Here is a 20374-nt window from a genome sequence, read left to right as displayed (position 1 = left end):
AGCATCAGGTACGCAATATCCTATAGGATCTGGAGCCGCCCTGTGATCAGCAGATTCCGTCGAACCGTCGTGAGCTGCCGGTGAGCACGATCACCGAGGCTACGGCCTACCTGGTCGATCTCGAGGTCGAGACGGTACGCACCGACGCCGTACAAGCGTTCCTGAAGCAGGAGACGATCTTCGTCTCTTTGTCGACAACGGACGGGCTCGCTGGTCTCGGGTACTCGTACACGATCGGCACCGGCGGCACCGCCGTACTGGCGTTGTTGCGGGACCACCTGTTGCCGCGACTGGTCGGCAAGGACGCGCGGAACGTCGAGGAGCTCTGGTCGGACCTTTGGTGGTCCACGCACGCCACCACGGTAGGTGCGATCACGTCGCTCGCACTGGCGGCCGTAGACACCGCACTGTGGGACCTGCGGTGCCTGCGGGCCAGTGAGCCGCTGTGGCGACTGGCTGGCGGTTACCGGCAACAGGTGCCGCTGTACGACACCGAGGGCGGTTGGTTGCACCTAACAACCGATGAGCTGGTCGCGGGCGCACTGGCCTCGCAGAAGGCCGGTTGGCCCGGTGTGAAGCTCAAGGTCGGCAAACCGCGGGTACACGAGGACGTTGAGCGGTTGCGCGCCGTACGGGATGCTGTGGGGCCGTCGATGGACATCATGGTCGACGCGAACCAGTCCATGACCTACCCCGAGGCTCGCAGGCGCGCAGCGGCGTTCGAAGCGGTAGACCTGTCCTGGTTCGAGGAACCACTTCCGGCTGACGACGTGACCGGGCATGTGCGTTTGGCCGAGTCGACGTCGATCCCGATCGCCGTGGGGGAGTCGCTGTACTCCGTGTCGCAGTTCCGGGAGTACGTCGCTGCCGGTGGCGCCGGGATCGTACAGGTGGACGTGGCACGGATCGGTGGGATCACGCCGTGGCTGAAGGTCGCGCATCTGGCCGAGACGTTCAACCTGGAGGTCTGTCCGCACTTCCTGATGGAGCTGCACGTCAGTCTGACCGCTGCGGTGCCGAACGGGCGGTATGTCGAGCACATCCCGCAGTTGCGGGCAATCACCAAGTCAGAGATGGCTGTGGTCGACGGGCGCGCGGTAGCGCCCGACGTACCCGGTCTGGGCATCGACTGGGACCAGAACGCGATTGACGATCGGCGGGTCGGATGAGAGCGTCCGCAGCATGAGTCGAGTCGATGCGCATCACCACGTCTGGGATCTGAGCGTTCGTGAGCAGACGTGGATGGTAGGCCCGGAGCTGGACCCGATCCGGCGGAACTTCTCGATCGAGGACCTCGCGCCGCTCGCCGCGGCGGCCGACATCACGTCGACCGTGCTGGTGCAGACGGTCGGGCTGGTCGAGGAGACCGTCGAGTTCCTGGAGATTGCCGCAGGCAACGACTTGGTGGCCGGTGTCGTCGGCTGGGTCGATCTGACGGCCGAAGATGTCGGCGAAGCGCTCGACGGTCTGCGGTCACGTCCCGACGGCTCCTATTTGAAGGCGATCCGCCACCAGGTTCACGACGAGCCGGACGACAGCTGGCTTCTGCGCGCCGACGTACAACGTGGCCTGACCGCCATCGCCGACGCCGGCCTCGCGTACGACCTCCTCACCAAGACGCCGCATCTCCCCGCCGCGATCCAAACGGCTCGCAACCTTCCCCAGCTCAGCTTCGTCGTCGATCACATCTCGAAGCCCATCATCGGCGAACCGCTCGAGCCTTGGGCAGGGCACCTCCGCGAGTTGGCGGCCCTTCCTAACGTCACCTGCAAGCTCTCCGGCATGGTCACGGAAGCCCCGTGGACCAGCTGGACGCCCGCGGACCTCCAGCCGTACGCCGACGTCGTACTGGATGCCTTCGGCCCCGATCGAGTCATGTTCGGCTCCGACTGGCCCGTCTGCCTCCTGGCCGCCACCTACGACCAGGTCGTGGAAACCGCCGAGACCCTCACCTCCAGCCTCACTCCCGCCGAGCGCGACGCAATCTTCGCGACGACAGCCACCCGCACCTACAAGCTGTGACGGACCTCCAGGCGATCTGTCGGCGTGCCCTGGGTGCGGAGGCGACGCGGGTCGTCGAGCTGGGGTACGGGTCGTACAACAGCGTCTATCGGGTTGAGTTGGCGGGACGGGATGAGCCGGTGATTGTCCGGGTCGCGCCGGCGGAGGACGAGCAGTTCGGCTCGGAGCGGCACCTGATGCGGAACGAGTACGCCGTTGTGCCGTGGCTCGGCGTGATCGCGTCGTTGATGCCTCGGGTGCTGGCCGTGGACTGGTCCCACGACCTCATCGACCGGGATTGGATGATCCAGTCGTGCCTGCCCGGCGTACCGGCGCCGGAGGGGTTGGGGCGGTATCCACGCTCGGGGCGTACGACGTTCTTCCGCCAGCTCGGCGCGATCGCGCGCTCGGTGCACGACGTACGTGGTCCGTACTTCGGTCGGCCGGACGGGCCGGCGTACCCGTCCTGGAGCTCAGTGTTGATCGCGTCGTTCACGCAGATCGCAGAGGACCTGGAGCGGGTGGGGCTCGACGCCGCGGACGTGCGGAAGGCTGGAGACCTGGCAACTCAGGGCCGGGCGACGCTGGATGAGGTGCGGGAGCCGCGGCTACTGGCGGGGGACCTGTGGACGGTCAACTGCATGTTGGATGCTGACGCGCCGGAGCCGCTGATCTCCGGGGTGCTGGACTTCGACCGGGCCGAGTTCGGGGACCCTGCGGCGGACTGGACGATCCGGATGGCGCAGGCGAAACCGGACGAGAGGGAAGCGTTCTGGGAGTCGTACGGCGACCTGGATCGCTCACCGGACGCGCTGTGGCGGGCGAAGATCTACGAAGCTCGTCATCTTGCGGCGATCCGCCTGGAGCGCCATCGCCTCGGCAAGGCCGAAGCAGTCCGGGAGAGCTACGACGAGCTGGCGAAGGTCCTCACTTAGCGGCCTCGGGAGGTACGAACTCGACGCGGACGCCGAGCAGACGGATCGGGCGGCGGATCTCGAACTTCTGCAACAGTTCAAGGGCTGTGGCCGCGATGACCTCGGGGTCCTGGGTCGGGGCCTTGAGCTTGCGGCTCTTGATCGGCGTGTAGAAGCTGATGAAGCGGAGCTTCACCCAGACGCGCTGGATCGTGCGGCCGTCGGCGACGACCTCGCGGGTGACCTCTTCGGCGATCCGGCGCAGCTCGCGTTCTATGTCGGGGAGTTCGACCAGGTCTGCCGCGAAGGTCTCCTCGTGGCTGCGGGAGACCGGCTCGCGCGGGACGTCGGTGACGTGCGTGTCGCCGAGACCCCGGCCGAGGGCGGCGTACCAGGCGCCCATGTTGGGGCCGAAGCGTTTCTTCAGCACGTCGACGTCAGCGGCGGCGAGCTCGGCGACAGTGGTGATGCCGAGCTCGTTGAGATTCTTCTCCATCCGGCTGCCGATACCCCAGAGGTCGCGGATCGGGCGGTGATCCATCACCTCGCGCCAGTTCGCCGCCGTGAGCCGGTAGACGCCGGCGGCAAGCGAGGCGTCGCGAGCGGGCTCCGCGCCTTCGAACGGCACGGCGTGCGAGCGTTCGTGCTTCGCAAACCCGGTGGCGAGCTTGGCGCGGGTCTTGTTGTCCCCGATGCCGACCGAGCAGGTCAGGCCGGTCTGCTCGACTACGGCCTCGCGGAGCTGACCGGCCAGCGCCTCCGGATCGTCGGTCTCCGCGCCGACGAAGCACTCGTCCCAGCCCCAGACCTCCACCACGACCGGGAACGAGCGCAGTGTGTCCATCACCTCGGTCGACGCCGCCTCGTACGTAGCCGGATCCGACGGCAGGAACACCGCCTGCGGACACTTCTTGTACGCCGCCCGCACCGGCATGCCGGAATGTACGCCGAACTCGCGCGCCTCGTACGACGCCGTGGCGACCACCTGCCGTGGTTGGGTCGGATCCCCGGACCCGCCCACCACGACAGGCAGCCCACGCAGCTCAGGCCGTCGCCGGATCTCCACGGCCGCGATGAACTGATCCATGTCCACGTGTAGGACCCACCAGCTCATACCCCACAGGTAACCACATCAGCTCGACGCACTGGAGTACGTCAGCAGGCCGCGCCGCCAGACCAACCGAACTAGTGTCATTGCCACTACCGCAAGCCCGAGCCCGAGCACGACCGGCCCCCAGCCAAGGTCGCCGGCCAACGCCCGCACCGGGAAGGTCGTCGCAAACGCCACCGGGAACGCGAACGTCAGGAACGTCCGCACCGCGACCGGGAAGAACACCAACGGGTATCGCCCGGCCTCCACCATGCTCAGGAAGACGACCCCGATCGGGTTCACCGACTGCAGCCAGAACGCCAGGAACGACATCGCCGACCACACGGCCGTCAGCAACACCAACCCACAGCCGGCCAGTACGACGGCCTGCACCACCTGCCCGAAACCAGGCCGGAGATCCGACTGCACCAATCCGATCACGAGCACAACGATGCCGCTGGCAACGTTCGTCAGCTCGGCGACGTTGATCCAGCGCAAGGTCAGGTAGAACTGGCTCGACACGGGCCGGAGCAGGACGCTGTCCAGCTCGCCCTCGGTGAGGTAGGTCGTCATCCGGTTCAGGTTCGGCGCCACGAACGTCGCAATCAGCCCGGTGACGATCTGAAACACGCCGACCAGCGCGATCACCTCGGCCCGCGACCATCCGTGCACCTCGGACGTGAACCCGAACAGCAGCAAGGTCGGCACGATCCCCAACCCCAACTGCACAAGGCCAACCAGCAGCGTGGTCAGGAAATGTGCGCGGTAATGCGTTTCGCGAACGACCGCCTGAGCGAAGAACCGCCGCCACAGCCGGACATGCCGCCACTGCAGCTGCAGCCAGTTCCGGTCGAGCGAAGGCCGCTCCTCTGCATACGTATTCACGCTCCCACCGCCGAATACGCCCGGATCCCGGCCGCCCACACGAGTCGAGCGAGCGCGCCGAGCACAACGACGTACCCGAGCTGGATCCCCAACCCCGCAAGCAGTTCGCGGCCGGTCAGCTGGCCGGCGACGATCTCGACCGGGAACGACACCGTGTACCGGAACGGCTGGTGGTCGACGAAACCGCGCGACCACGCAGGCATCAGCGCCAGCGGTACGACGGCACCGGACAGCACGCTCGCGATGATCACGCGCGCCTGCACGAGCGCTCCCACGTCGTCCATCCAGAACGCCAGCGCCGCGATCAGGATGTCGATCGTGAACACCAGCACCGCGCCGAGCACGATGCTGACCGCGAACAACGCCCACCGGCCTGCGTCCGCCGGGATGTTCATCGAGTCGCGGAAGATCCACCAGACGATGCCGATCATCGGCACCAACGCGAACAGCTTCAGGAACTTCTCCGACAGGTTGTTCGCGACGAACTTGACCAGCAACGAAGCCGGCCGCACCATCCAGCTCGACAGCTTGCCCAGCCGGATGTCGTTGGCCAGGAACGCTGCCATCCATGACGACGTCGCCATCGTGACGAAGCCGAGCAGCACGAAGTACGTCGTGATGTACCGCTCGTCGACCGGGAGCTTCGCGCCGTTCGCGAGCGCGGTCCGCCAGATCAGCAGCGAGATGACCGGCATGCAGATGTTCGCCAGCATGAAGATGATCCACGCCCCGCGGTACACGGACTGCTGGGCGATCTCGGCAGCCGTCATCCGGCGTACGACGCGAAGGTTCCGCACCACTGTGTTCATGACGCGTCCCCCAGCGTGCTGCGGCGGAGGAAGAGGTCGCGCATGATGTCCTCGACATCCGCGTCGGCCACGTCGAGGTCGACCAGCGGACCCAGCCGGGTGAGCTGCTCCATCACGACGCCGGCCCGCTCCCGATCGGCTTCGAGCTTGACCGTCTGACCGTCGACGTCGACCGCGGTCACGCCGTCCAGCCCGGCGAGGCGGGTGCCGTCGACAGGTGTCGCGTACGTCGCCCGCACCAGCTTGCGGGGTTGCGCCGTACGAACGAGATCGTCCAGACCGCCGTCGAACTGCAGCCGCCCGTGGTCGATGATCATCACCCGCGAGCAGAGCGCCTCGATGTCGTCCATGTCGTGGCTGGTGATCAGGATCGTCGTGCCGCGCAGCCGGTTGACGTCGGCGAGGAACGACCGGACGCGGGCCTTCGCGACCACGTCCAGACCGATCGTCGGCTCGTCGAGGAACAGGATCTCCGGGCCGTGGACGAGCGCAGCCATCAGCTCGAGCTTCATCCGCTCACCGAGCGAGGTCTTGCGGACCTGGACGTTGAGCAGATGTTCGACCTCGAGCAGCTCGGCGAGTTCGGCGACATTGCGGTCGAACTCCGCTGTGGACAAGCCGTACATGTCCTTGTGCAGCAGGAGACTCTCCATGGCCGGGACGTCCCACCACAGCATGGTCTTCTGCCCCATGACGAGCGCGATCCGGCGCAGGTAGTCGTGCCTGCGGTCCGACGGCGTGTGGCCGAGGACCTCCAGCTCACCGCCGGTCGCGTACAGCAGGCCGGACAGCATCTTCAGGGTTGTCGTCTTACCCGCGCCGTTCGGGCCGAGCAGGCCGACGACCTCGCCGCGGTTGATGTCGAAGGTGACCCGATCGACCGCGAGCCGGGTCTCGTACTTGCGTTTCACCAGGCTCTTCAGCGCTCCGCCGAGGCCGGCGGTTTGCTGGTGGAACGTGTAGGTCTTGGTCAGATCATGTGCCGCGATGACAGGCGGCAAGGCAGGAACAGGCGTCACGAAGGAACACCGCTTTCGAAAGAGTCAATTGACAGGACCGGGCAGCGCCACCGCGCAAACGCGCAGAGCGCAGGACGAGCACTTCGCCAAAAGGGGTCGGCCGGGGGACTCCGAGGTCCGTCCCGGCTGCGCGATCCGGTCCGATCGCGGAGTTCGCTAACCCATATCCAGGCGACGTGTCGACATCGCTCCCTGTGGTCCTTTCGATGCGGCTACCGCCGACCACGGTAGAACGGGCCGGAAAGCGTCGTCCACCAGATTTCTGTTCAGTATGCATCTCATATAATATGATTCTCGTATGAATGAGATCGAGCTGTCTGCCGGGACCGTGCAGTACGTCGACACCGGTGGCGACGGGCCCGTTGTCGTACTGCTGCACGGGCTGCTGATGGATGCGTCGCTCTGGGACGGCGTGATCGCCGACCTCAGTGCCGACCATCGATGCATCGCGCCGACGCTTCCGTTCGGAGCGCACCGGCGCCGGATGAACGACGGCGCCGACCTGTCGCTGCGAGGGATCGCCGGCCTGGTCGTCGAGTTTCTCGATCGGCTCGACCTGCAGGACGTCGTACTCGTCGGGAACGACACCGGGGGCGCCGTCGTGCAGCTGGTCCTGGGAGCTGAGCCCAAGCGGGTCGCAGAGGCCGTGCTGGCGTCGTGCGAGGCGTTCGACAACCTTCCGCCTGGCTTGACGGGCCGGGTGCTGGCGTTGTCGGGGAAGTTGTCGCCACGGCTGTTCGGAGCGTTCATGCAGCAGTTGCGGCTCAAGGCAGTACGCAGGTCGCCACTCGCCTTCGGGACGCTGACCAAGCGCGGCGACGCGACCACGGCGCGATGGATCACTCCGCTGCTCGAGCAGCCCGAGCTCCGCGCGGAAACCGTCCGGATGCTCCGGGCCGTGTTCGCGGACTCAGGTCTGCTGACCCGAGCGGCTGAAGATCTACACCGCTTCGACCGCCCGGCGCTCGTCGTCTGGGCCGCCGAGGATCGGGTGATGCCACCGGACCACGGCCGCCGCCTCGCCAAACTATTGCCCCAGGCAACCTTCGTCGAAGTCGCGGACAGTTACACGCTGATTCCTCTGGACCAGCCGGGCGAGTTCGCCCGCCTGATCAGAGCTCTTTGCGCATCTGCTGGGAGATGACCGTGTAGCCGAGCGAGTCGTACAGGCCGATCGCGGTGGTGTTGTCGCCGAACACGTTCAGGTCCAGCTGCTTGTGGCCGAGGCGGCGGCACTCCTCCTCGCCGGCCAGCATGATCGCTCGGCCGTAACCCTTGCCGCGCTGGTTGCTGTCCACCTCTATGGCGTAGATGAACGGCACCCGCGCAGTGCTGATCCACAGGTTGCCTACCGGTTCGTCGCCGGCCAGCGCGATCCAGATCAGCTGGTTCTCGGTGGCGGGGCCTTGCGGGAGCAGTCTCTTTGTCTCCTCGTGTGCGAACTTCAGCGCCTCGTCAGCGGCCAGCCCACGGGCTGGGCCGATCCAGGCCGCGAACGTTTCGGTGGCGTGGTCCGACCAGCTCGGGTACTCGGAATCGGTGATCGGGCGGAGCTGCACCGGTGGCGTGGTCACGCCCTGACGATAGACCCGCGCGCAGACCGCCGTACACCTGCTCTGCAGCAAGTGGCATATCGTGCGGCGGGTGACGGAATTGAGCCTCGAGGTTGCTCAGAAGCTGCTGGCTGCGCAGCCGTTCAGCGTGCTGGTCGGCGCGCGGCTGACCGCGTTCGGGGACGGCGGAGCGACGCTGGAGCTCGACATCCGCGAGGACCTCCAACAGCAGAACGGGTTTCTGCACGGTGGCGTTCTCGCGTACGCCGCCGACAACGCGATCACGTTCGCCGGTGGTTCGGCGCTCGGCCCGGAGGTGCTGACCGGCGGGTTCACGATCAGTTACCTCCGCCCGGCCCGGGGCGCGATCCTCCGGGCCGACGCGAAGATTGCCCACTCGGGCAGGCGTCAGGCGACGTGCACCTGCGAACTCACCACGCTCGACGACGCCGGCACGCCGACGTTGTGCGCGATCGCTCAGGGCACAGTCATCGCTCGCTAGTCGAAGAGCTCCTCGAGGAACGACTTCTTCTTCTTGCGCGAGTGCTGGTTCCCGTACCGCCGGTCGTCGTCGTACCGGCGGTCGTCGTACCGCTTCTTCTCGTCGTACCGCTTCTCTTCGTAGCGAGGCTGCGGCGACGGCGAGTTGTACTGCAGCTCGGCATCCACCAGCCGCTCCAACTCACCCCGATCGAGAAAGATCCCCCGGCACTCTCCGCACTGGTCGACGGTAACGCCGTTGCGCTCGTACGACCGCATCTCGCCACGACACTTCGGACACGTCAGGCTCTCCATCCAGCAACCCTAAGTGACGACTTCCGCCCGAAGGCCTACTCTCAGCGAACTCTCAGCAAGTCCTCATTTGAAGCTGGAGAGGAACGTCTTGAGGATGGGGCCGGCGGTGTGGGAGCCGGATTCGCCGCCTTCGACGATGACGGCGAATGCGACGTCGCCACGGTAGCCGGCCATCCAGGCGTTGGTGATGACCTTGCCGCCGGAGACGAGCTCGGCCGTACCGGTCTTCGCGGCGACGGCGCCGTTGCCGGCCAGCACACTCGCCGTACCGCTGGTGACCGTGGTCCGCATGAACGTGCGCAGTGCCGCAACAGTTGCTGCAGGCAACGGAGAGGCGGCCGCTCCGGCGGCGTCCTTGCCCGGCACCAGCACGGGCTTCATCGCCGTACCGTGGTCGACCGTGGCGGCGACCAGCGAGATCGCCAGCGGGCTCGCGGTGACCGTGCCCTGGCCGATCATCGAGGCGGCCTCGGCCACATCGTCCTTCGGCAGCGGCACCTGACCGCCGTACGCGTTGATCGACAGGTTCAGGTCACGCCCGATGCCGAACATCGCCGCGGCCTTGGTCATCCCGTCCTTCGGCAGCCGCGCGTGCTGCGAGATGAACGCGGTGTTGCAGGACTCGTTGAACGCCTTCTGCATCGTGCCCGCGCCGTACGCCGCCAGACCGTCGTAGTTCTTGAAGGTCTTGCCGAAGACGTTGATCGTGTTCGTGCACGGGAGCGCGGTCGCACCCGTCTCACCGCTGCCGATCAGCGCCGCCGAGGTGACGATCTTGAACGTCGAACCCGGCGCGTACCGGCCCTGGAACGCGCGGTTGTAGCTCGCCGGCGTCGGACCGTTCGCCGCGGCGAGGATCTGCCCGGTCGACGCCTGTACGGCGACCAGCGACGCCGGCAGCTTGCTCGTCGCCAGCGCGGCCTCGGCCGACTTCTGCATCGCCGTGTCGAGCGTGGTCTTCACCGGCTTGCCGGCGGTGCCCTTCTGGCTGAAGACGGTCTTGATCGACAGCTTGGTCTTGCCGTCCCGCAGCGTGACCGTGCCACCCGGCGTACCGGCGAGCTGCTGCTGGAACGCGTACTGCAGACCCGTCGTGCCGACCTGGTCCTGCGCCGACGCGGTCGTGCCGGCGTTCTTCAGCGTGTCCGCGGTCGCGGTCTTCATCGTGCCGATCAGTGACTTGGCGAACGTCGCGGTCGGCGGCAGCGACTGCGTACCGCCCATCGTCAGTACGCCAGGCAGCTTGCCCATCGTCGGCCGGAGCGCTTCCCACTCCTCGGCGCGGATCGTGATCGCGTCGACGAACTGCCCGGCCGGCGCCGCCTTCGCGCGGGCGGCGAGCTTGGCGCCGTCGACATCGAGGTACTTCGTGAACGCGGCGTACGTCGCGGCCGTCGCCTTGGCGCCCGATGCGACGCCGACGATCACGACCGGCCGGTTCGCGGTCAGCGCGACCCCGTTGCGGTCGAGGATCGAAGCACGCGCGGGCAGGGCGCGGACGCGCTTGAGGTAGTTGTTGTCGCCGAGCCCCGGGTAGATCGTGTCGCCGGAGGCCTTGATCTTCCACGCGTCGCCGGTCTTCACCGCGGTCGCCGTACTGGTCCACTTCATCGCGCCGATACCGCGCAGCTGAGCCTCGACCGCGAGCTCTTGCGTGCAGTTGTTGGCGTCGCTGCACTTCGGGTCGCCCTGCGGGGCCACAGTCACGGTGCTGGCGACCAGCGCGGTGTCGGTGTCGTCGAGCCGCTTCGCGAACACGGTCGGGTTGTCGGTGAGCGCCCCGGCCGCGTCGGGCTTGCCGTCCGGCGCCCAAGCCGCCACCCAGGCGTCGGCGAATTGCTTGATGATCGCCCCGGAGGCCTTCTGCTCGTCGTTCCCGGACTTCCCACCGCCGGACTTGCTGTCGGAACAACCAGCGGTGATCAGCAGACTACTCAGGCAAACGATCGCAGTGGTTCGCTTCACGTTCCCAACTCTCGCACGACGACGGGTGGACACCGGGCACAGTCTTCGGCGTGTGGCCTCTCGCCACGAGGGCGAAACTACTCAATCCACGCAAGTACGACGCGCCTGACCGCTCAGGAGTTGGCGTCAGAGCGAGCGTGAATCAGGGGCAAGAGGTTGCGTGAATCAGCCGGGCCTGATTCTGGAACCGCGTTCCAGCACTGCCTGACCCGGCGTATTCTGCTCGTTTGTGACCCGCCTAGCGCTGCACAGCCGTCTGATTCCCGGTACCGAAGAGGCCTACGAGATCGAGCACGCTCGCGTCTGGCCGGAACTGATCACCGCGATGCACGCCGCCGGCATCAGCGACTGGTCGATCTGGCGCAGCGGCCGCGACCTGTTCCACCTGGTCGTCGCCGACGATTTCGAGGCCTCGGTCGCGTACCTCCGGACCGACCCGACCGACCAACGCTGGCAGCAACACATGAGTCAGTTCGTCGAAGGCTTCGCCCAGAACCCGGAAGGCGTCGCCGGCCAGTCTTTGCGGCATGTCTGGACCATGAGCGAGCAGACCGAGTAGGCGGATCTCCAGGCCATCACAATCGCTGCCGACACAGCGGGCTCAGCGTGCGGCGCCCGAGATGCCGGCATTGTGATGGCCTGGGGATCCGGGTCTGTTAAATCCCCATCTCCCAGACCAGGAGTTCGGCGCCGTCGGGGCCGGCCGTGACACGCTGGCCGTCGGCATCCGTCAGGCGTACGGCGTCTGCGGTGCCGAGGTCGCCCGCGGCTTCGAGGTCGGCGCTGCCCGCCGCGACGAACAGGTGGAGTTGCGGCGCGGTCGGCAGCTCGACGGTCTGGCCGGGGGCGAGACGGGCGACGGACAGGCCGGCGGCGGGCTGGTTGAGGTGGATCGCGGTGGTGGAGGCGTGCTTCGCGAGCCCCGAAGCGACCGGGATCAGCTCGCCGGTGGTCAGGTCCAGCTCGGTCTGCTCGTACGACGGGGGCAGGTCGAGCCGCTCGGGCCGGACCCACATCTGGACGTAGTGCACCGGATCGTCGCCGTCGTTCCATTCCGAGTGCCGGATCCCTGAGCCCGCACTCATCCGCTGCGCCAGCCCCGGGTACACCACCCCGCTGTTCCCCTGCGAATCACGGTGCGCCAGCGCGCCCCGCAGTACCCAGGTCACGATCTCCAGGTCCTGATGCGGATGCGTCTCGAACCCGGTGCCCGGGGCAACCGTCTCGTCGTTGTGCGCGACCAGGAACCCGAACCCCACGTTCGCCGGATCGTAGTGCGCCCCGAACGAGAACGAATGCCGAGAGTCCAGCCAGTCGCTCTCGGTCCGAAACCGCTCGCCCGCCCGACGAATTTCCATGGACACTAGTAATACCCCGTCTGCCCGTCGAGCGACTCCCGCATGGTGTCCAGTTGGCCGAGGTGCCGGGCGGTCTCCTCGACCATGTGGATCAAGATCCACCGCAACGACGGCTGGAACTCGGGGTCCTTGCCGACGTCGTCCAGCGCGTGGGCAGCGGTGATCTCGTTCGAGTCCGCCCACTGCGCGTCGAACTCGTCCAGCAGCTGAGCCAGCGGTACGCCGTCCACCCGCCAGTCGGCGCTCACCGGCTCCTGCTGGAAGACCGGGTTGTCGCCCGGCTCGTCCAGGAAGACAGCGCGGAACCAGAGGTGCTCGTTCCACCGCAGGTGCGACACCAGACCGGCCGGCGTCATCAGCGGCGACGTTGGGAAGACGGATCGATGCTCGTCGGCGGACGCCAGCCCTTCGAGCTTCCGGCGTACCAGCGCCCGCTGCAGGTCCAGCCACCCGACGAGCTGCACCCGTTCGTCCGCCGCCAACGGCGGCCGCTTGTCGTAGAAGTTCATCCCCGGACCGTAGTCAAGGAACCGGTCCACCCCGCAAACAGAAGGGACTGCGCCGCTCGGTGGGCGGCGCAGTCCCGGTTCTGGTACGACGGTCGGTCAGCCGGTCGGGTTCCCGTTGTCGGAGCCGAGGGTGGCCTTGATCGACTGGGGCTTGCCGGCGCGGGTGACGCTCAGCGTGACCTGGTCGCCCGGGCGGTGCGAACGGACTGCGGCGACCAACGCGTCCCCTGACGCGATCGCCTTGCCGTCAACAGCGGTCACCACATCACCTGACTGGAGACCGGCTTTGTCCGCCGCACCGCCGGACGTGACCTCGCCCAGGCGTGCTCCGTTCGTGAGCCCGTCGGAGGACTGCGCGTCGCCGACCGTCACACCGAGCCGCGCATGCGTGGCCTTGCCCTTGGCCACCAGCTCATCGATGATCGGCTTGGCCTGGTCGATCGGGATAGCGAACCCCAGGCCGATGTTGCCGCCTTCGGATTGTCCCGATCCGCCGGCGGTTTTGATCGCGCTGTTGATACCGACCACCTGGCCGGCGAGGTCGATCAGGGCGCCGCCGGAGTTACCCGGGTTGATCGCGGCGTCCGTCTGGATAGCTGGAAAGACTGTCGTGCTGTCCTGCTGCTCGTCGCCCGACGTCACCGGGCGGTTCAGCGCCGAGACGATACCGCTGGTGACGGTTGCCTCGAGGCCGAACGGCGAACCGATCGCCACCACGCCCTGCCCGACCGCGAGCTTGCCGCTCGACCCCAACGTGGCCGGGGTCAGGTCGGTCGTGTTGGCGTGGATGACGGCGAGGTCGGTGAGCGGGTCGGTGCCCTTGACCGTGGCGTTGACCGTGCGGCCGTCGTTCAGCATCACGGTGATCGTGGCGCCCTGCCCGGCACCCGCGACCACGTGGTTGTTCGTGACGATCAGGCCGTCCTTGCTGATCACGATGCCGGACCCGGTCGCCGCGCCCTGCGACGTCGCAACCGCGATCTTCACCACGCTCGGCAGCACCTTGGCCGCCGCGCTCTGCACCGATCCGTCCGGCGCGGCCGCAGGTGCGGCCTGGTTGCCGTTCAGCGGTGCGGTCACGGACGGGCTGTTCGTGGTGTGGTCGTTGGTCGCCGAGTACACGGCCGCGCCGCCGACACCGCCGGCCAGACCGACGAGCAGCGCGGTCAGCGCCACTACCGCCAGACCGGCACGCTTCTTCGGCTTCTCCGCCGTAGCCGTCGCCGGCTGCGGTCCGAAAGGCCAGCTCGGGCCCGGAGACGCCCCCTGATGTGTCCCCGGCGCTCCGAACTGCGGGTAAGCACTCCCACCTGAGGGGTACTGTCCCGGCCGCTGCCCTTGCGGCCCCGATTCCGGCCTCTGCTGTCCCGGCTGACCACCCTGCGGCGCGAACTGCTGTTGCTGATGCTGCCCATACATCGGCAACTGCTGCGTCCGCTCCGGCCCCAGCGGACCTTGCGGGTTCTGGCCGGGCTGGTTCTGCGGCGGCTGGTTCTCGGTCATGGCAAGTACTTTGTCCGCCGGACCTGAGAGGGCCCTGAAGATCCGCTCGGAGTGGCCGAAGAACTCCATGAAGATCCTCTGAAGGACCTGTCAGGAACCTTTCAGCGCGTCTGGGTCGCTGCGTGCGGGAGCCACAGAGTGAACTGCGCGCCCGCGCCGGGGACGTTCCGGGCGTAGATCATGCCGCCGTGCTGCTCGGCTGCGTGTTTCACGATGGCCAGGCCCAGGCCTGAGCCCGGGCGGCTGCGGGCCTCGCTGGAGCGGTAGAAGCGCTCGAAGACGTGGGGCAGGTCCGCCTCGGCTATGCCGGGACCGGAGTCTGTGACTGTCAGTACGCCGTCGAGCAGGCGCACGGTCACGTGTCCGACCGTCTGCCCATCGCTGCGCTGTTCCGCGCCTTCGGGAGTGCTGTACTTCGCGGCGTTGTCGAGCAGGTTGGTCACAGCCCGTCCGAGTAGCCGCTCGTCACCCCAGACCGGGAACGGAGTGATCTGCACGTCCCACTCCAGTCCGGGCGCGCGGCGGCGTACCTTCATCACCGCGTCCTCGACCACATTGGACAGCTCGATCAGCTCCGCGTTGCGCACCTGGGGTGTGTCGCGGGCGAGCTCGGTCAGGTCGCCGATCAGCGTGGTCAACTCGTCCATCTGGGCGCGTACGTCGTCCAGCAGCTGTTGGCGATCCTCCGGCCGGAGTCCGCCGCGTTTGTCCGCCTGTGCGAGCAGATCGAGGTTGGTGCGGACGCTCGTGAGCGGCGTACGCAGCTCGTGCCCCGCGTCACCGACGAGCCGGCGTTGCCGGTCGCGGGACTGCGCCAGCGCCCCGAGCATCGCGTTGAACGCCATCGCCAGGCGAGAGATCTCGTCAGTGCCGCCCACCGGGATCGGTTTCAGGTCCTCGGTCCGCGCGACATGCTCAGCCGCGCCGGTGAGCCGCGCCAACGGGCGCAGACCGGAACGTGCGACAGCGTTGCCGGCCAGCGCGGCGCCGATCACACCGATCAGCCCGAACGCCCACAGCACGACGCCGAGGTTGTGCAGGGTCTCGTCGATCGGTCCCAGCGACTGGGCGACAACCAAGGCCCCGGGCTGGAGGAAGTTCTCCGGCTCCGCTCGGCAGGCCTCGGTCCGGCCCTGCGGGCAGTAGCTCGCGGGGACAGCGACCACGCGGAAGTGTGAGCCGCCGTTGCGGATGCCGACGGTCCGCAGGCTGGCGTCGTTGCCCTGCTCCCGCGCTACCTGGAGCTCGTCCTGGCCCATCGGCGGCAGCAGGCTGTTCGGCGGCCCGAACTGCTGGCCTTGCGCGCTGATCACGCCGACGCGGATGTCGCTCAGACCGAGAGCGTCGGACGGAACGCCCTGCAGGATCGTGAGATCGGTCAGAACGCCCTTCTTCGCGGCCGCGGCGGCCCGCTGGGTCAGGCTGTTGTCGAGATTCTGGTACATCTGCTGGCGCACGGTGATGTACGCCGCGACGCTCACGATCGCGACCGCCAGGCCCACCGCGACCGCGGCGAGCAGCGTCACCCGCGCGTGCAGGCTGAGTTTGTGGAGGGTCTCGTTCCACCAGGTCTGGGTTCGCGCAGCCGTCGCCGCAACCCGGTTTCCGTTGCCATTGGCAACGGGCTGCGCGGGTTGCTGCGGTTTCGGCGGCTGCTTCGGTCGTCCGGCGTACGACGGGAAATCGTCGGGGTGTTGCTCACTCACGGCGGGGTGTCCCTGAGCACGTACCCGATGCCGCGGACGGTGTGGATCAGGCGGGGCAGGCCGTTGACCTCGGTCTTACGGCGCAGGTAGCCGATGTAGACCTCGAGCGAATTCGCCGTGGTGGGGAAGTCGTAGCCCCAGACAGCATCCAGGATGACCGCGCGTTCGAGCACTCGCCGCGGGTTGCGGATCAGCAGCTCGAGCAGCGAGAACTCGGTCCGGGTGAGCTGCATCGCGACGTCGCCCCGGTGCACCTCGTGCGCGTCGACGTCGACCACGAGGTCGGCGTACTGCAGCACTTCGCCGCGCTGGCCGCCCTCGCCCGGCGTCGTACTACGGCGCAGCAGCGCTCGCAGCCGGGCCAGCAGCTCCTCGAGCGCGAACGGCTTGGTCAGGTAGTCGTCGCCGCCGGCGTCCAGGCCGTCGACCCGGTCCGCGACCGCGTCCCGCGCGGTCAGCACCAGGATCGGCACGTTGTTGCCCGCGGCCCGCAAGGCCTTGGTGGTCTCGAGCCCGTCCAGCCGCGGCATCATCACGTCCATCACGACGACGTCCGGCTCGACGTTGCCGATCACCGCGAGCGCCTCGGCGCCGTCGGACGCGGTCACCACCTCGAAGTCGTTGAACTCCAGCGAACGGCGCAGCGAGTCCCGGACCGCCCGGTCGTCGTCCACCACCAGTACCCGCATCGTCTTGCCCCGCTCCGCTCGAAGTTCCGCTCAGCCGAGAGTAGGTCGCTTCTTTGAGAATCGCCTGAGAACCCGCTGATCGCTCGCCCAACACCTCCAGCACACCTTAGGTTGCCAGACGTGGACCTTCTCGAATTCACGCCTGAGCCCGATGATCTCGCCTGGACCTTCGGCGGCGCGCCGCCCGTCCGCCGGGTCAAACCCGGTACTGCCCTCCGGCTGTGGACGGAGGACGCGTTCGCCGGCAGCCTCCGCGGTACGTCGGATCTGGCGAGCGCCTCGCTGAACATGCCGTTCGTCAACCCGCAGACCGGGCCGTTCTACGTCGAGGGCGCCGAGCCGGGGGACACCCTGGCGCTGCACTTCGTCGAGCTGACGCCGGCCCGGAGCTGGGGCGCCTCGGCGACCATCCCGTTCTTCGGCGGCCTGACCAGCACGGACCGGACCGCCACGCTGCAGGACCCGCTGCCGGAGCGGACCTGGATCTACGAGGTGGACACGGCCAACCAGACCGTCGGGTTCCAGGCGCAGGGCAGCGACTTCGAGCTCGCTCTGCCGCTGGAGCCGATGCTGGGCACGGTCGGCGTCGCGCCGGCGGCCGGTGAGGTCCGGTCAGCGCTGGTGCCGGACATGTTCGGCGGCAACATGGACACGCCCGAGATGCGCGCCGGCGCGACCTGCTACCTGAGGGTCAACGTCGAGGGCGCCCTGTTCTCGGTCGGCGACGGTCATTACCGCCAGGGCGAGGGTGAGTCCTGCGGTACGGCGGTCGAGGGTGCGATGAACGTCGTCCTGATCGTCGACCTGCTCAAGACACCCGGACCGGTCTGGCCGCGGCTGGAGAACGACGAGTACCTCGCCGTCATCGGTTCGGCCCGCCCGCTCGAGGACGCGTGGCGTGCCGGCCAGGTCGACATGGTCAACTGGCTCGGCTCGCTCTACGGCCTGGACAAGCTGGACGCGTACCAGCTGCTCAGCCAGGTCAGTGAGGTCCCGCTGGCCAACGTGGTGGACGCCAACTACAGCGTCGTCACCAAGGTCCCGAAGCGCCTGCTCCCACCGGTCACGGCGTACGACGGAATCCACCAGCACCTGCGGACTGCGTTTATCTGAACTGCCGTACGACGTCCTCGGCGTAGCGCTGCATCGGCTCGTGGTCGTACGCGACGCCGGGGATGTACGAGATCACGTAGTCGACCCCTGCCTCGGCCAGCTGCTCGATGTGCTCGCTGAGCTCCTTCGTCGTGATCACATCCGCCAGCACGTGGGACGTGCCGCCGGAGCCGATCTCGAGGAATTCCTCCAGGCTGTACCGCCCGCGGGCCTTGGCTGTGGCCGTTTCCGGATCGGCGCCGGACTCGATCGGGAACACGTTCAGGCTGGTCGACTTGATGATCTCGTCGTAGTCGCGGCCGACCTCGTCACAGTGCTGCCGGAGGATCGCGAGCTTGTGCTTGATGACGTCGACGCGTCCGGTGCCGAAGTTGCAGGCGTCGCCGTACTTTGCAACTAGTCGCAATGTGACGCGTTCACCGCCGCCACCGATCCAGAGCTTGGGTTTGCGCCGCGGCACGACGAACGGCTTGTCGACCGAGTGGTACTGCCCCTCGAACACGACGTCATCCTCGGTCCACAGCCGATGGATCAGCTCGATCGCCTCGACGAACGAACCCATCCGTTCCTTCTGACTCGCCCACGGATAGCCGTAGGCCTTCCACTCGTGCTCGGACCAGCCGGCGCCCAGTCCGGCGTACATGCGCCCGTGGCTAGCCACATCCACCGTGGCGGCCATCTTGGCGACCAGTGCGGGGTTGCGGTACCCGTTGCAGCCGACCAGCTGGCCCAGGTTCACCCGCGAGGTGTCGCGCGCCAGAGCAGCCGTCGTGGTCCACATCTCGAAGACGGTCTCGCGGACGGGCTCAGGGACGGTGTGGAAGTGGTCGAAGAGCCAGATCGAGTCCCACGGACCTGCGTCCGCTGCCTTGGCCACTGCGGTCATGGCCTCCCACTGCTCGACCGGGTCTGCCAGCTCGACCAGATCCATCCGCCAGCCCTGCGGTACGAACACTCCGAACTTCATGCACTCCTCCGAGAGATTGCGACTCCAGTCAGGCACAGCGCCCCGCCGGCCAGCGCAAGCACGGCAGGGGTCTCGCCCAGGAACAGCCAGCCCAGCGCGATCGCCACAACCGGTACGGCGTACACCGTCACGCCCATGCGTCCCGCGCTGGTACGGCGGAGCGCGAAGGCCCAGGTGGTGAAGCCGAGAGCGGTGGGGAAGGCAGCCAGGTACACGACCCACCAGATCGTCGATGCGTCGGCGGTGCGGAGCTCATCGACCAGCGTGGGCGCGAAGGGCAGGCAAACGACCGCACCGATCGTGCAGGCGAGCCAGGTGACCTCTGCGGCAGGCAGCCGGCTCAGCAGTGGCTTCTGCGTGACCACGCCGACGGCGTACGAGATCGCAGCGACGACGCAGAGGATGACGCCCCAGGTCTCAGCGCGGCCGCTGGAGGTCGACGTACCGATGATGACGATGCCGGCGAACGCGACCAGGCCGCCGATCACCAGCTGCCGCGGGAAGCCTTCACCGAGGCCCAAGCCCGCGAGCACGGCGATCAGTAGCGGGGCGATGTGCACGAGCATGGCCGCCGTACCGGCGTCGAGACGGCGCTCGGCCTCGTTGAGGGCGATGTTGTAGACGCCGAACCACAGCACTCCGCAGGCGATCAGAGGCAGCCAGTCGCGCTGTGAAGGCCATCGGCGTACGGCCGTCGGCCGGGGACGGGTGAAGAGGAGTGCGCCGAGGAAGATGCTGCCGAGTCCGAGCCTGGCCAGCGACAGGGCGCCGGCGGAGATCTCGGTGCCGACGTGCCGGATGGCGACGAACGACGAGGCCCATAGGACGACGGTCACGGCAGCGGCGCCGGCGGCGAGACCGGTGCGGGGCGGGGCTTCTGCGAGGGTTGTCACGGTCACTACAGTAGGAACGGAGTCTGCGAGTTTCCATGGCAGATCGGAGCCTAGGAGGCGTTTTGCTTACCGAAACGAGAAGCCAGATGCTGGATGACCTCAATACCCGAATCCTGGACGAGCTGATCGCAGACCCCCGGCTGCGGACCACGGAGCTGGCGCGCCGGCTCGGAGTCTCCACGCCGACCGTGCGGGAGCGGGTCGCGCGGCTGGAGGAGTCCGGCGTGATCCGCGGGTACCGCGTCGACATCGACCCGGCGGCGCTCGGTCGGCCGGTCGCCGCCTGGGTGCGGCTGCGGCCCGGGCCGAACCAGATCCCGAAGATCATCGAGCTGGCCGGACGTACGCCGGAAGTCGTCGAGTGCCACCGGATCTCGGGTGAGGACTGCTTCCTGATGCGGGTGCAGGTCGCCGAGATCGCAGCGCTCGAGGACGTTCTGGACAAGTTCCTGGTGCACGGCCAGACGACCAGTTCGTTCGTGGTCTCCACCCCGGTCCCGCCACGCAGCGTGCCGCTGTCCGCCGGCTGAACCCCAACCACCGCTGGGAGTGGTCTGCATCACTAGTCTGGGTGGCGACTTCAAGAGACGTTCCCCGGAAGGACC

Annotated in this window: 22 protein-coding genes; 8 read left to right on the top strand and 14 right to left on the bottom strand. The window is 67.7% G+C overall.

Features of this window, described 5'->3' with window-relative positions; genetic code table 11:
• Window positions 1–80 precede the first annotated feature (80 nt).
• The 3 genes from EV645_RS12875 to EV645_RS12865 are packed head-to-tail and all read left to right on the top strand — an operon-like array spanning window position 81 to window position 2936.
• Entirely contained in the window at window positions 81–1169 is a 1089-nt protein-coding gene (locus tag EV645_RS12875; RefSeq protein ID WP_130442948.1) for a mandelate racemase/muconate lactonizing enzyme family protein, read from the top strand.
• Window positions 1170–1182: 13 nt separating this feature from the next.
• A complete protein-coding gene (locus EV645_RS12870) occupies window positions 1183–2022 on the top strand; it encodes an amidohydrolase family protein (protein ID WP_130442946.1) in 840 nt (279 codons plus the stop codon).
• A complete protein-coding gene (locus tag EV645_RS12865) occupies window positions 2019–2936 on the top strand; it encodes a phosphotransferase family protein (protein ID WP_130442944.1) in 918 nt (305 codons plus the stop codon). The genes EV645_RS12870 and EV645_RS12865 overlap by 4 nt, the downstream gene beginning before the upstream one ends.
• Here EV645_RS12865 and EV645_RS12860 read toward each other — a convergent pair.
• From EV645_RS12860 to EV645_RS12845, 4 genes are read right to left on the bottom strand one after another with little or no spacing between them, the layout of a single operon-like run.
• Window positions 2929–4029, bottom strand: a complete 1101-nt coding sequence (locus EV645_RS12860) for a DNA polymerase IV (RefSeq protein WP_130442942.1) — start codon at window positions 4027–4029, stop codon at window positions 2929–2931. The genes EV645_RS12865 and EV645_RS12860 overlap by 8 nt on opposite strands.
• A gap of 18 nt (window positions 4030–4047) precedes the next feature.
• Window positions 4048–4890: an ABC transporter permease gene (locus EV645_RS12855; protein ID WP_157997054.1), complete on the bottom strand. Its 843-nt coding sequence runs from the start codon at window positions 4888–4890 to the stop codon at window positions 4048–4050.
• Window positions 4887–5699: an ABC transporter permease gene (locus tag EV645_RS12850; protein WP_130442938.1), complete on the bottom strand. Its 813-nt coding sequence runs from the start codon at window positions 5697–5699 to the stop codon at window positions 4887–4889. The genes EV645_RS12855 and EV645_RS12850 overlap by 4 nt, the downstream gene beginning before the upstream one ends.
• A complete protein-coding gene (locus EV645_RS12845; RefSeq protein ID WP_198681563.1) occupies window positions 5696–6718 on the bottom strand; it encodes an ABC transporter ATP-binding protein in 1023 nt (340 codons plus the stop codon). The genes EV645_RS12850 and EV645_RS12845 overlap by 4 nt, the downstream gene beginning before the upstream one ends.
• A gap of 298 nt (window positions 6719–7016) precedes the next feature.
• Between EV645_RS12845 and EV645_RS12840 the strand changes: the two genes are divergently transcribed.
• Entirely contained in the window at window positions 7017–7862 is an 846-nt protein-coding gene (locus EV645_RS12840; RefSeq protein WP_130442936.1) for an alpha/beta fold hydrolase, read from the top strand.
• Here the strand turns inward: EV645_RS12840 and EV645_RS12835 are convergent.
• Window positions 7831–8292: a GNAT family N-acetyltransferase gene (locus tag EV645_RS12835; RefSeq protein ID WP_130442934.1), complete on the bottom strand. Its 462-nt coding sequence runs from the start codon at window positions 8290–8292 to the stop codon at window positions 7831–7833. The genes EV645_RS12840 and EV645_RS12835 overlap by 32 nt on opposite strands.
• Window positions 8293–8362: 70 nt before the next feature.
• Between EV645_RS12835 and EV645_RS12830 the strand changes: the two genes are divergently transcribed.
• On the top strand, window positions 8363–8773 hold the full coding sequence (locus EV645_RS12830) for a PaaI family thioesterase (protein ID WP_130442932.1): 411 nt from the start codon (window positions 8363–8365) through the stop codon (window positions 8771–8773).
• On the opposite strand, the gene EV645_RS12825 is transcribed toward EV645_RS12830, so the two are convergent.
• Entirely contained in the window at window positions 8770–9066 is a 297-nt protein-coding gene (locus EV645_RS12825) for a TFIIB-type zinc ribbon-containing protein (protein ID WP_130442930.1), read from the bottom strand. The genes EV645_RS12830 and EV645_RS12825 overlap by 4 nt on opposite strands.
• 63 nt (window positions 9067–9129) lie before the next feature.
• Entirely contained in the window at window positions 9130–11031 is a 1902-nt protein-coding gene (locus tag EV645_RS12820) for a penicillin-binding transpeptidase domain-containing protein (protein WP_130442928.1), read from the bottom strand.
• 229 nt (window positions 11032–11260) lie between these two features.
• Here EV645_RS12820 and EV645_RS12815 point away from each other — a divergent pair, with 229 nt between their 5' ends.
• Window positions 11261–11590, top strand: coding sequence for an L-rhamnose mutarotase (locus EV645_RS12815; RefSeq protein ID WP_130442926.1), 330 nt, complete (start codon window positions 11261–11263; stop codon window positions 11588–11590).
• A gap of 97 nt (window positions 11591–11687) precedes the next feature.
• Here the strand turns inward: EV645_RS12815 and EV645_RS12810 are convergent, their stop codons facing one another.
• The 5 genes from EV645_RS12810 to EV645_RS12790 all read right to left on the bottom strand — a co-directional run bounded on the left by EV645_RS12810 (window position 11688) and on the right by EV645_RS12790 (window position 16796).
• Window positions 11688–12389, bottom strand: coding sequence for a pirin family protein (locus tag EV645_RS12810; RefSeq protein WP_130442924.1), 702 nt, complete (start codon window positions 12387–12389; stop codon window positions 11688–11690).
• A gap of 5 nt (window positions 12390–12394) precedes the next feature.
• Window positions 12395–12898: a DinB family protein gene (locus EV645_RS12805; protein ID WP_130442922.1), complete on the bottom strand. Its 504-nt coding sequence runs from the start codon at window positions 12896–12898 to the stop codon at window positions 12395–12397.
• Between the two features lie 96 nt (window positions 12899–12994).
• On the bottom strand, window positions 12995–14401 hold the full coding sequence (locus EV645_RS12800) for a S1C family serine protease (protein ID WP_130442920.1): 1407 nt from the start codon (window positions 14399–14401) through the stop codon (window positions 12995–12997).
• 101 nt (window positions 14402–14502) lie between these two features.
• Entirely contained in the window at window positions 14503–16107 is a 1605-nt protein-coding gene (locus EV645_RS12795) for a sensor histidine kinase (RefSeq protein ID WP_198681561.1), read from the bottom strand.
• Window positions 16104–16796, bottom strand: a complete 693-nt coding sequence (locus tag EV645_RS12790) for a response regulator transcription factor (protein ID WP_130442918.1) — start codon at window positions 16794–16796, stop codon at window positions 16104–16106. Before EV645_RS12790 ends, EV645_RS12795 begins: the two co-directional genes overlap by 4 nt.
• A 120-nt stretch (window positions 16797–16916) precedes the next feature.
• Between EV645_RS12790 and EV645_RS12785 the strand changes: the two genes are divergently transcribed.
• Window positions 16917–17909 (top strand): acetamidase/formamidase family protein, encoded by a 993-nt coding sequence (locus EV645_RS12785; RefSeq protein WP_130442916.1) that lies wholly within the window; start codon window positions 16917–16919, stop codon window positions 17907–17909.
• On the opposite strand, the gene EV645_RS12780 is transcribed toward EV645_RS12785, so the two are convergent.
• Together EV645_RS12780 and EV645_RS12775 are read right to left on the bottom strand one after the other, a co-directional pair.
• Window positions 17902–18876, bottom strand: coding sequence for a TIGR03560 family F420-dependent LLM class oxidoreductase (locus EV645_RS12780; protein ID WP_130442914.1), 975 nt, complete (start codon window positions 18874–18876; stop codon window positions 17902–17904). The genes EV645_RS12785 and EV645_RS12780 overlap by 8 nt on opposite strands.
• Window positions 18873–19769 (bottom strand): DMT family transporter, encoded by an 897-nt coding sequence (locus EV645_RS12775; protein WP_130442912.1) that lies wholly within the window; start codon window positions 19767–19769, stop codon window positions 18873–18875. The genes EV645_RS12780 and EV645_RS12775 overlap by 4 nt, the downstream gene beginning before the upstream one ends.
• Before the next feature lie 86 nt (window positions 19770–19855).
• Here EV645_RS12775 and EV645_RS12770 point away from each other — a divergent pair, with 86 nt between their 5' ends.
• Entirely contained in the window at window positions 19856–20299 is a 444-nt protein-coding gene (locus EV645_RS12770) for an Lrp/AsnC family transcriptional regulator (protein WP_130442910.1), read from the top strand.
• Window positions 20300–20374: the final 75 nt, after the last annotated feature.

The organism is Kribbella rubisoli (assembly GCF_004217145.1).
Classification (GTDB): domain Bacteria; phylum Actinomycetota; class Actinomycetes; order Propionibacteriales; family Kribbellaceae; genus Kribbella; species Kribbella rubisoli.
The sequence above is the reverse complement of the archived record's forward strand: the minus strand, read 5'-3'. Positions and strand labels throughout refer to the sequence as shown.

What these genes read in the sequence shown, in the direction of transcription:
- EV645_RS12840 (WP_130442936.1), top strand. Translation starts at nt 7,017, where the DNA reads ATGAATGAGATCGAGCTGTCTGCCGGGACCGTGCAGTACGTCGACACC.
- EV645_RS12850 (WP_130442938.1), bottom strand. Translation starts at nt 5,699, where the DNA reads ATGAACACAGTGGTGCGGAACCTTCGCGTCGTACGCCGGATGACGGCT.
- EV645_RS12790 (WP_130442918.1), bottom strand. Translation starts at nt 16,796, where the DNA reads ATGCGGGTACTGGTGGTGGACGACGACCGGGCGGTCCGGGACTCGCTG.
- EV645_RS12770 (WP_130442910.1), top strand. Translation starts at nt 19,856, where the DNA reads ATGCTGGATGACCTCAATACCCGAATCCTGGACGAGCTGATCGCAGAC.
- EV645_RS12860 (WP_130442942.1), bottom strand. Translation starts at nt 4,029, where the DNA reads ATGAGCTGGTGGGTCCTACACGTGGACATGGATCAGTTCATCGCGGCC.
- EV645_RS12825 (WP_130442930.1), bottom strand. Translation starts at nt 9,066, where the DNA reads ATGGAGAGCCTGACGTGTCCGAAGTGTCGTGGCGAGATGCGGTCGTAC.
- EV645_RS12780 (WP_130442914.1), bottom strand. Translation starts at nt 18,876, where the DNA reads ATGAAGTTCGGAGTGTTCGTACCGCAGGGCTGGCGGATGGATCTGGTC.
- EV645_RS12805 (WP_130442922.1), bottom strand. Translation starts at nt 12,898, where the DNA reads ATGAACTTCTACGACAAGCGGCCGCCGTTGGCGGCGGACGAACGGGTG.
- EV645_RS12810 (WP_130442924.1), bottom strand. Translation starts at nt 12,389, where the DNA reads ATGGAAATTCGTCGGGCGGGCGAGCGGTTTCGGACCGAGAGCGACTGG.
- EV645_RS12800 (WP_130442920.1), bottom strand. Translation starts at nt 14,401, where the DNA reads ATGACCGAGAACCAGCCGCCGCAGAACCAGCCCGGCCAGAACCCGCAA.
- EV645_RS12870 (WP_130442946.1), top strand. Translation starts at nt 1,183, where the DNA reads ATGAGTCGAGTCGATGCGCATCACCACGTCTGGGATCTGAGCGTTCGT.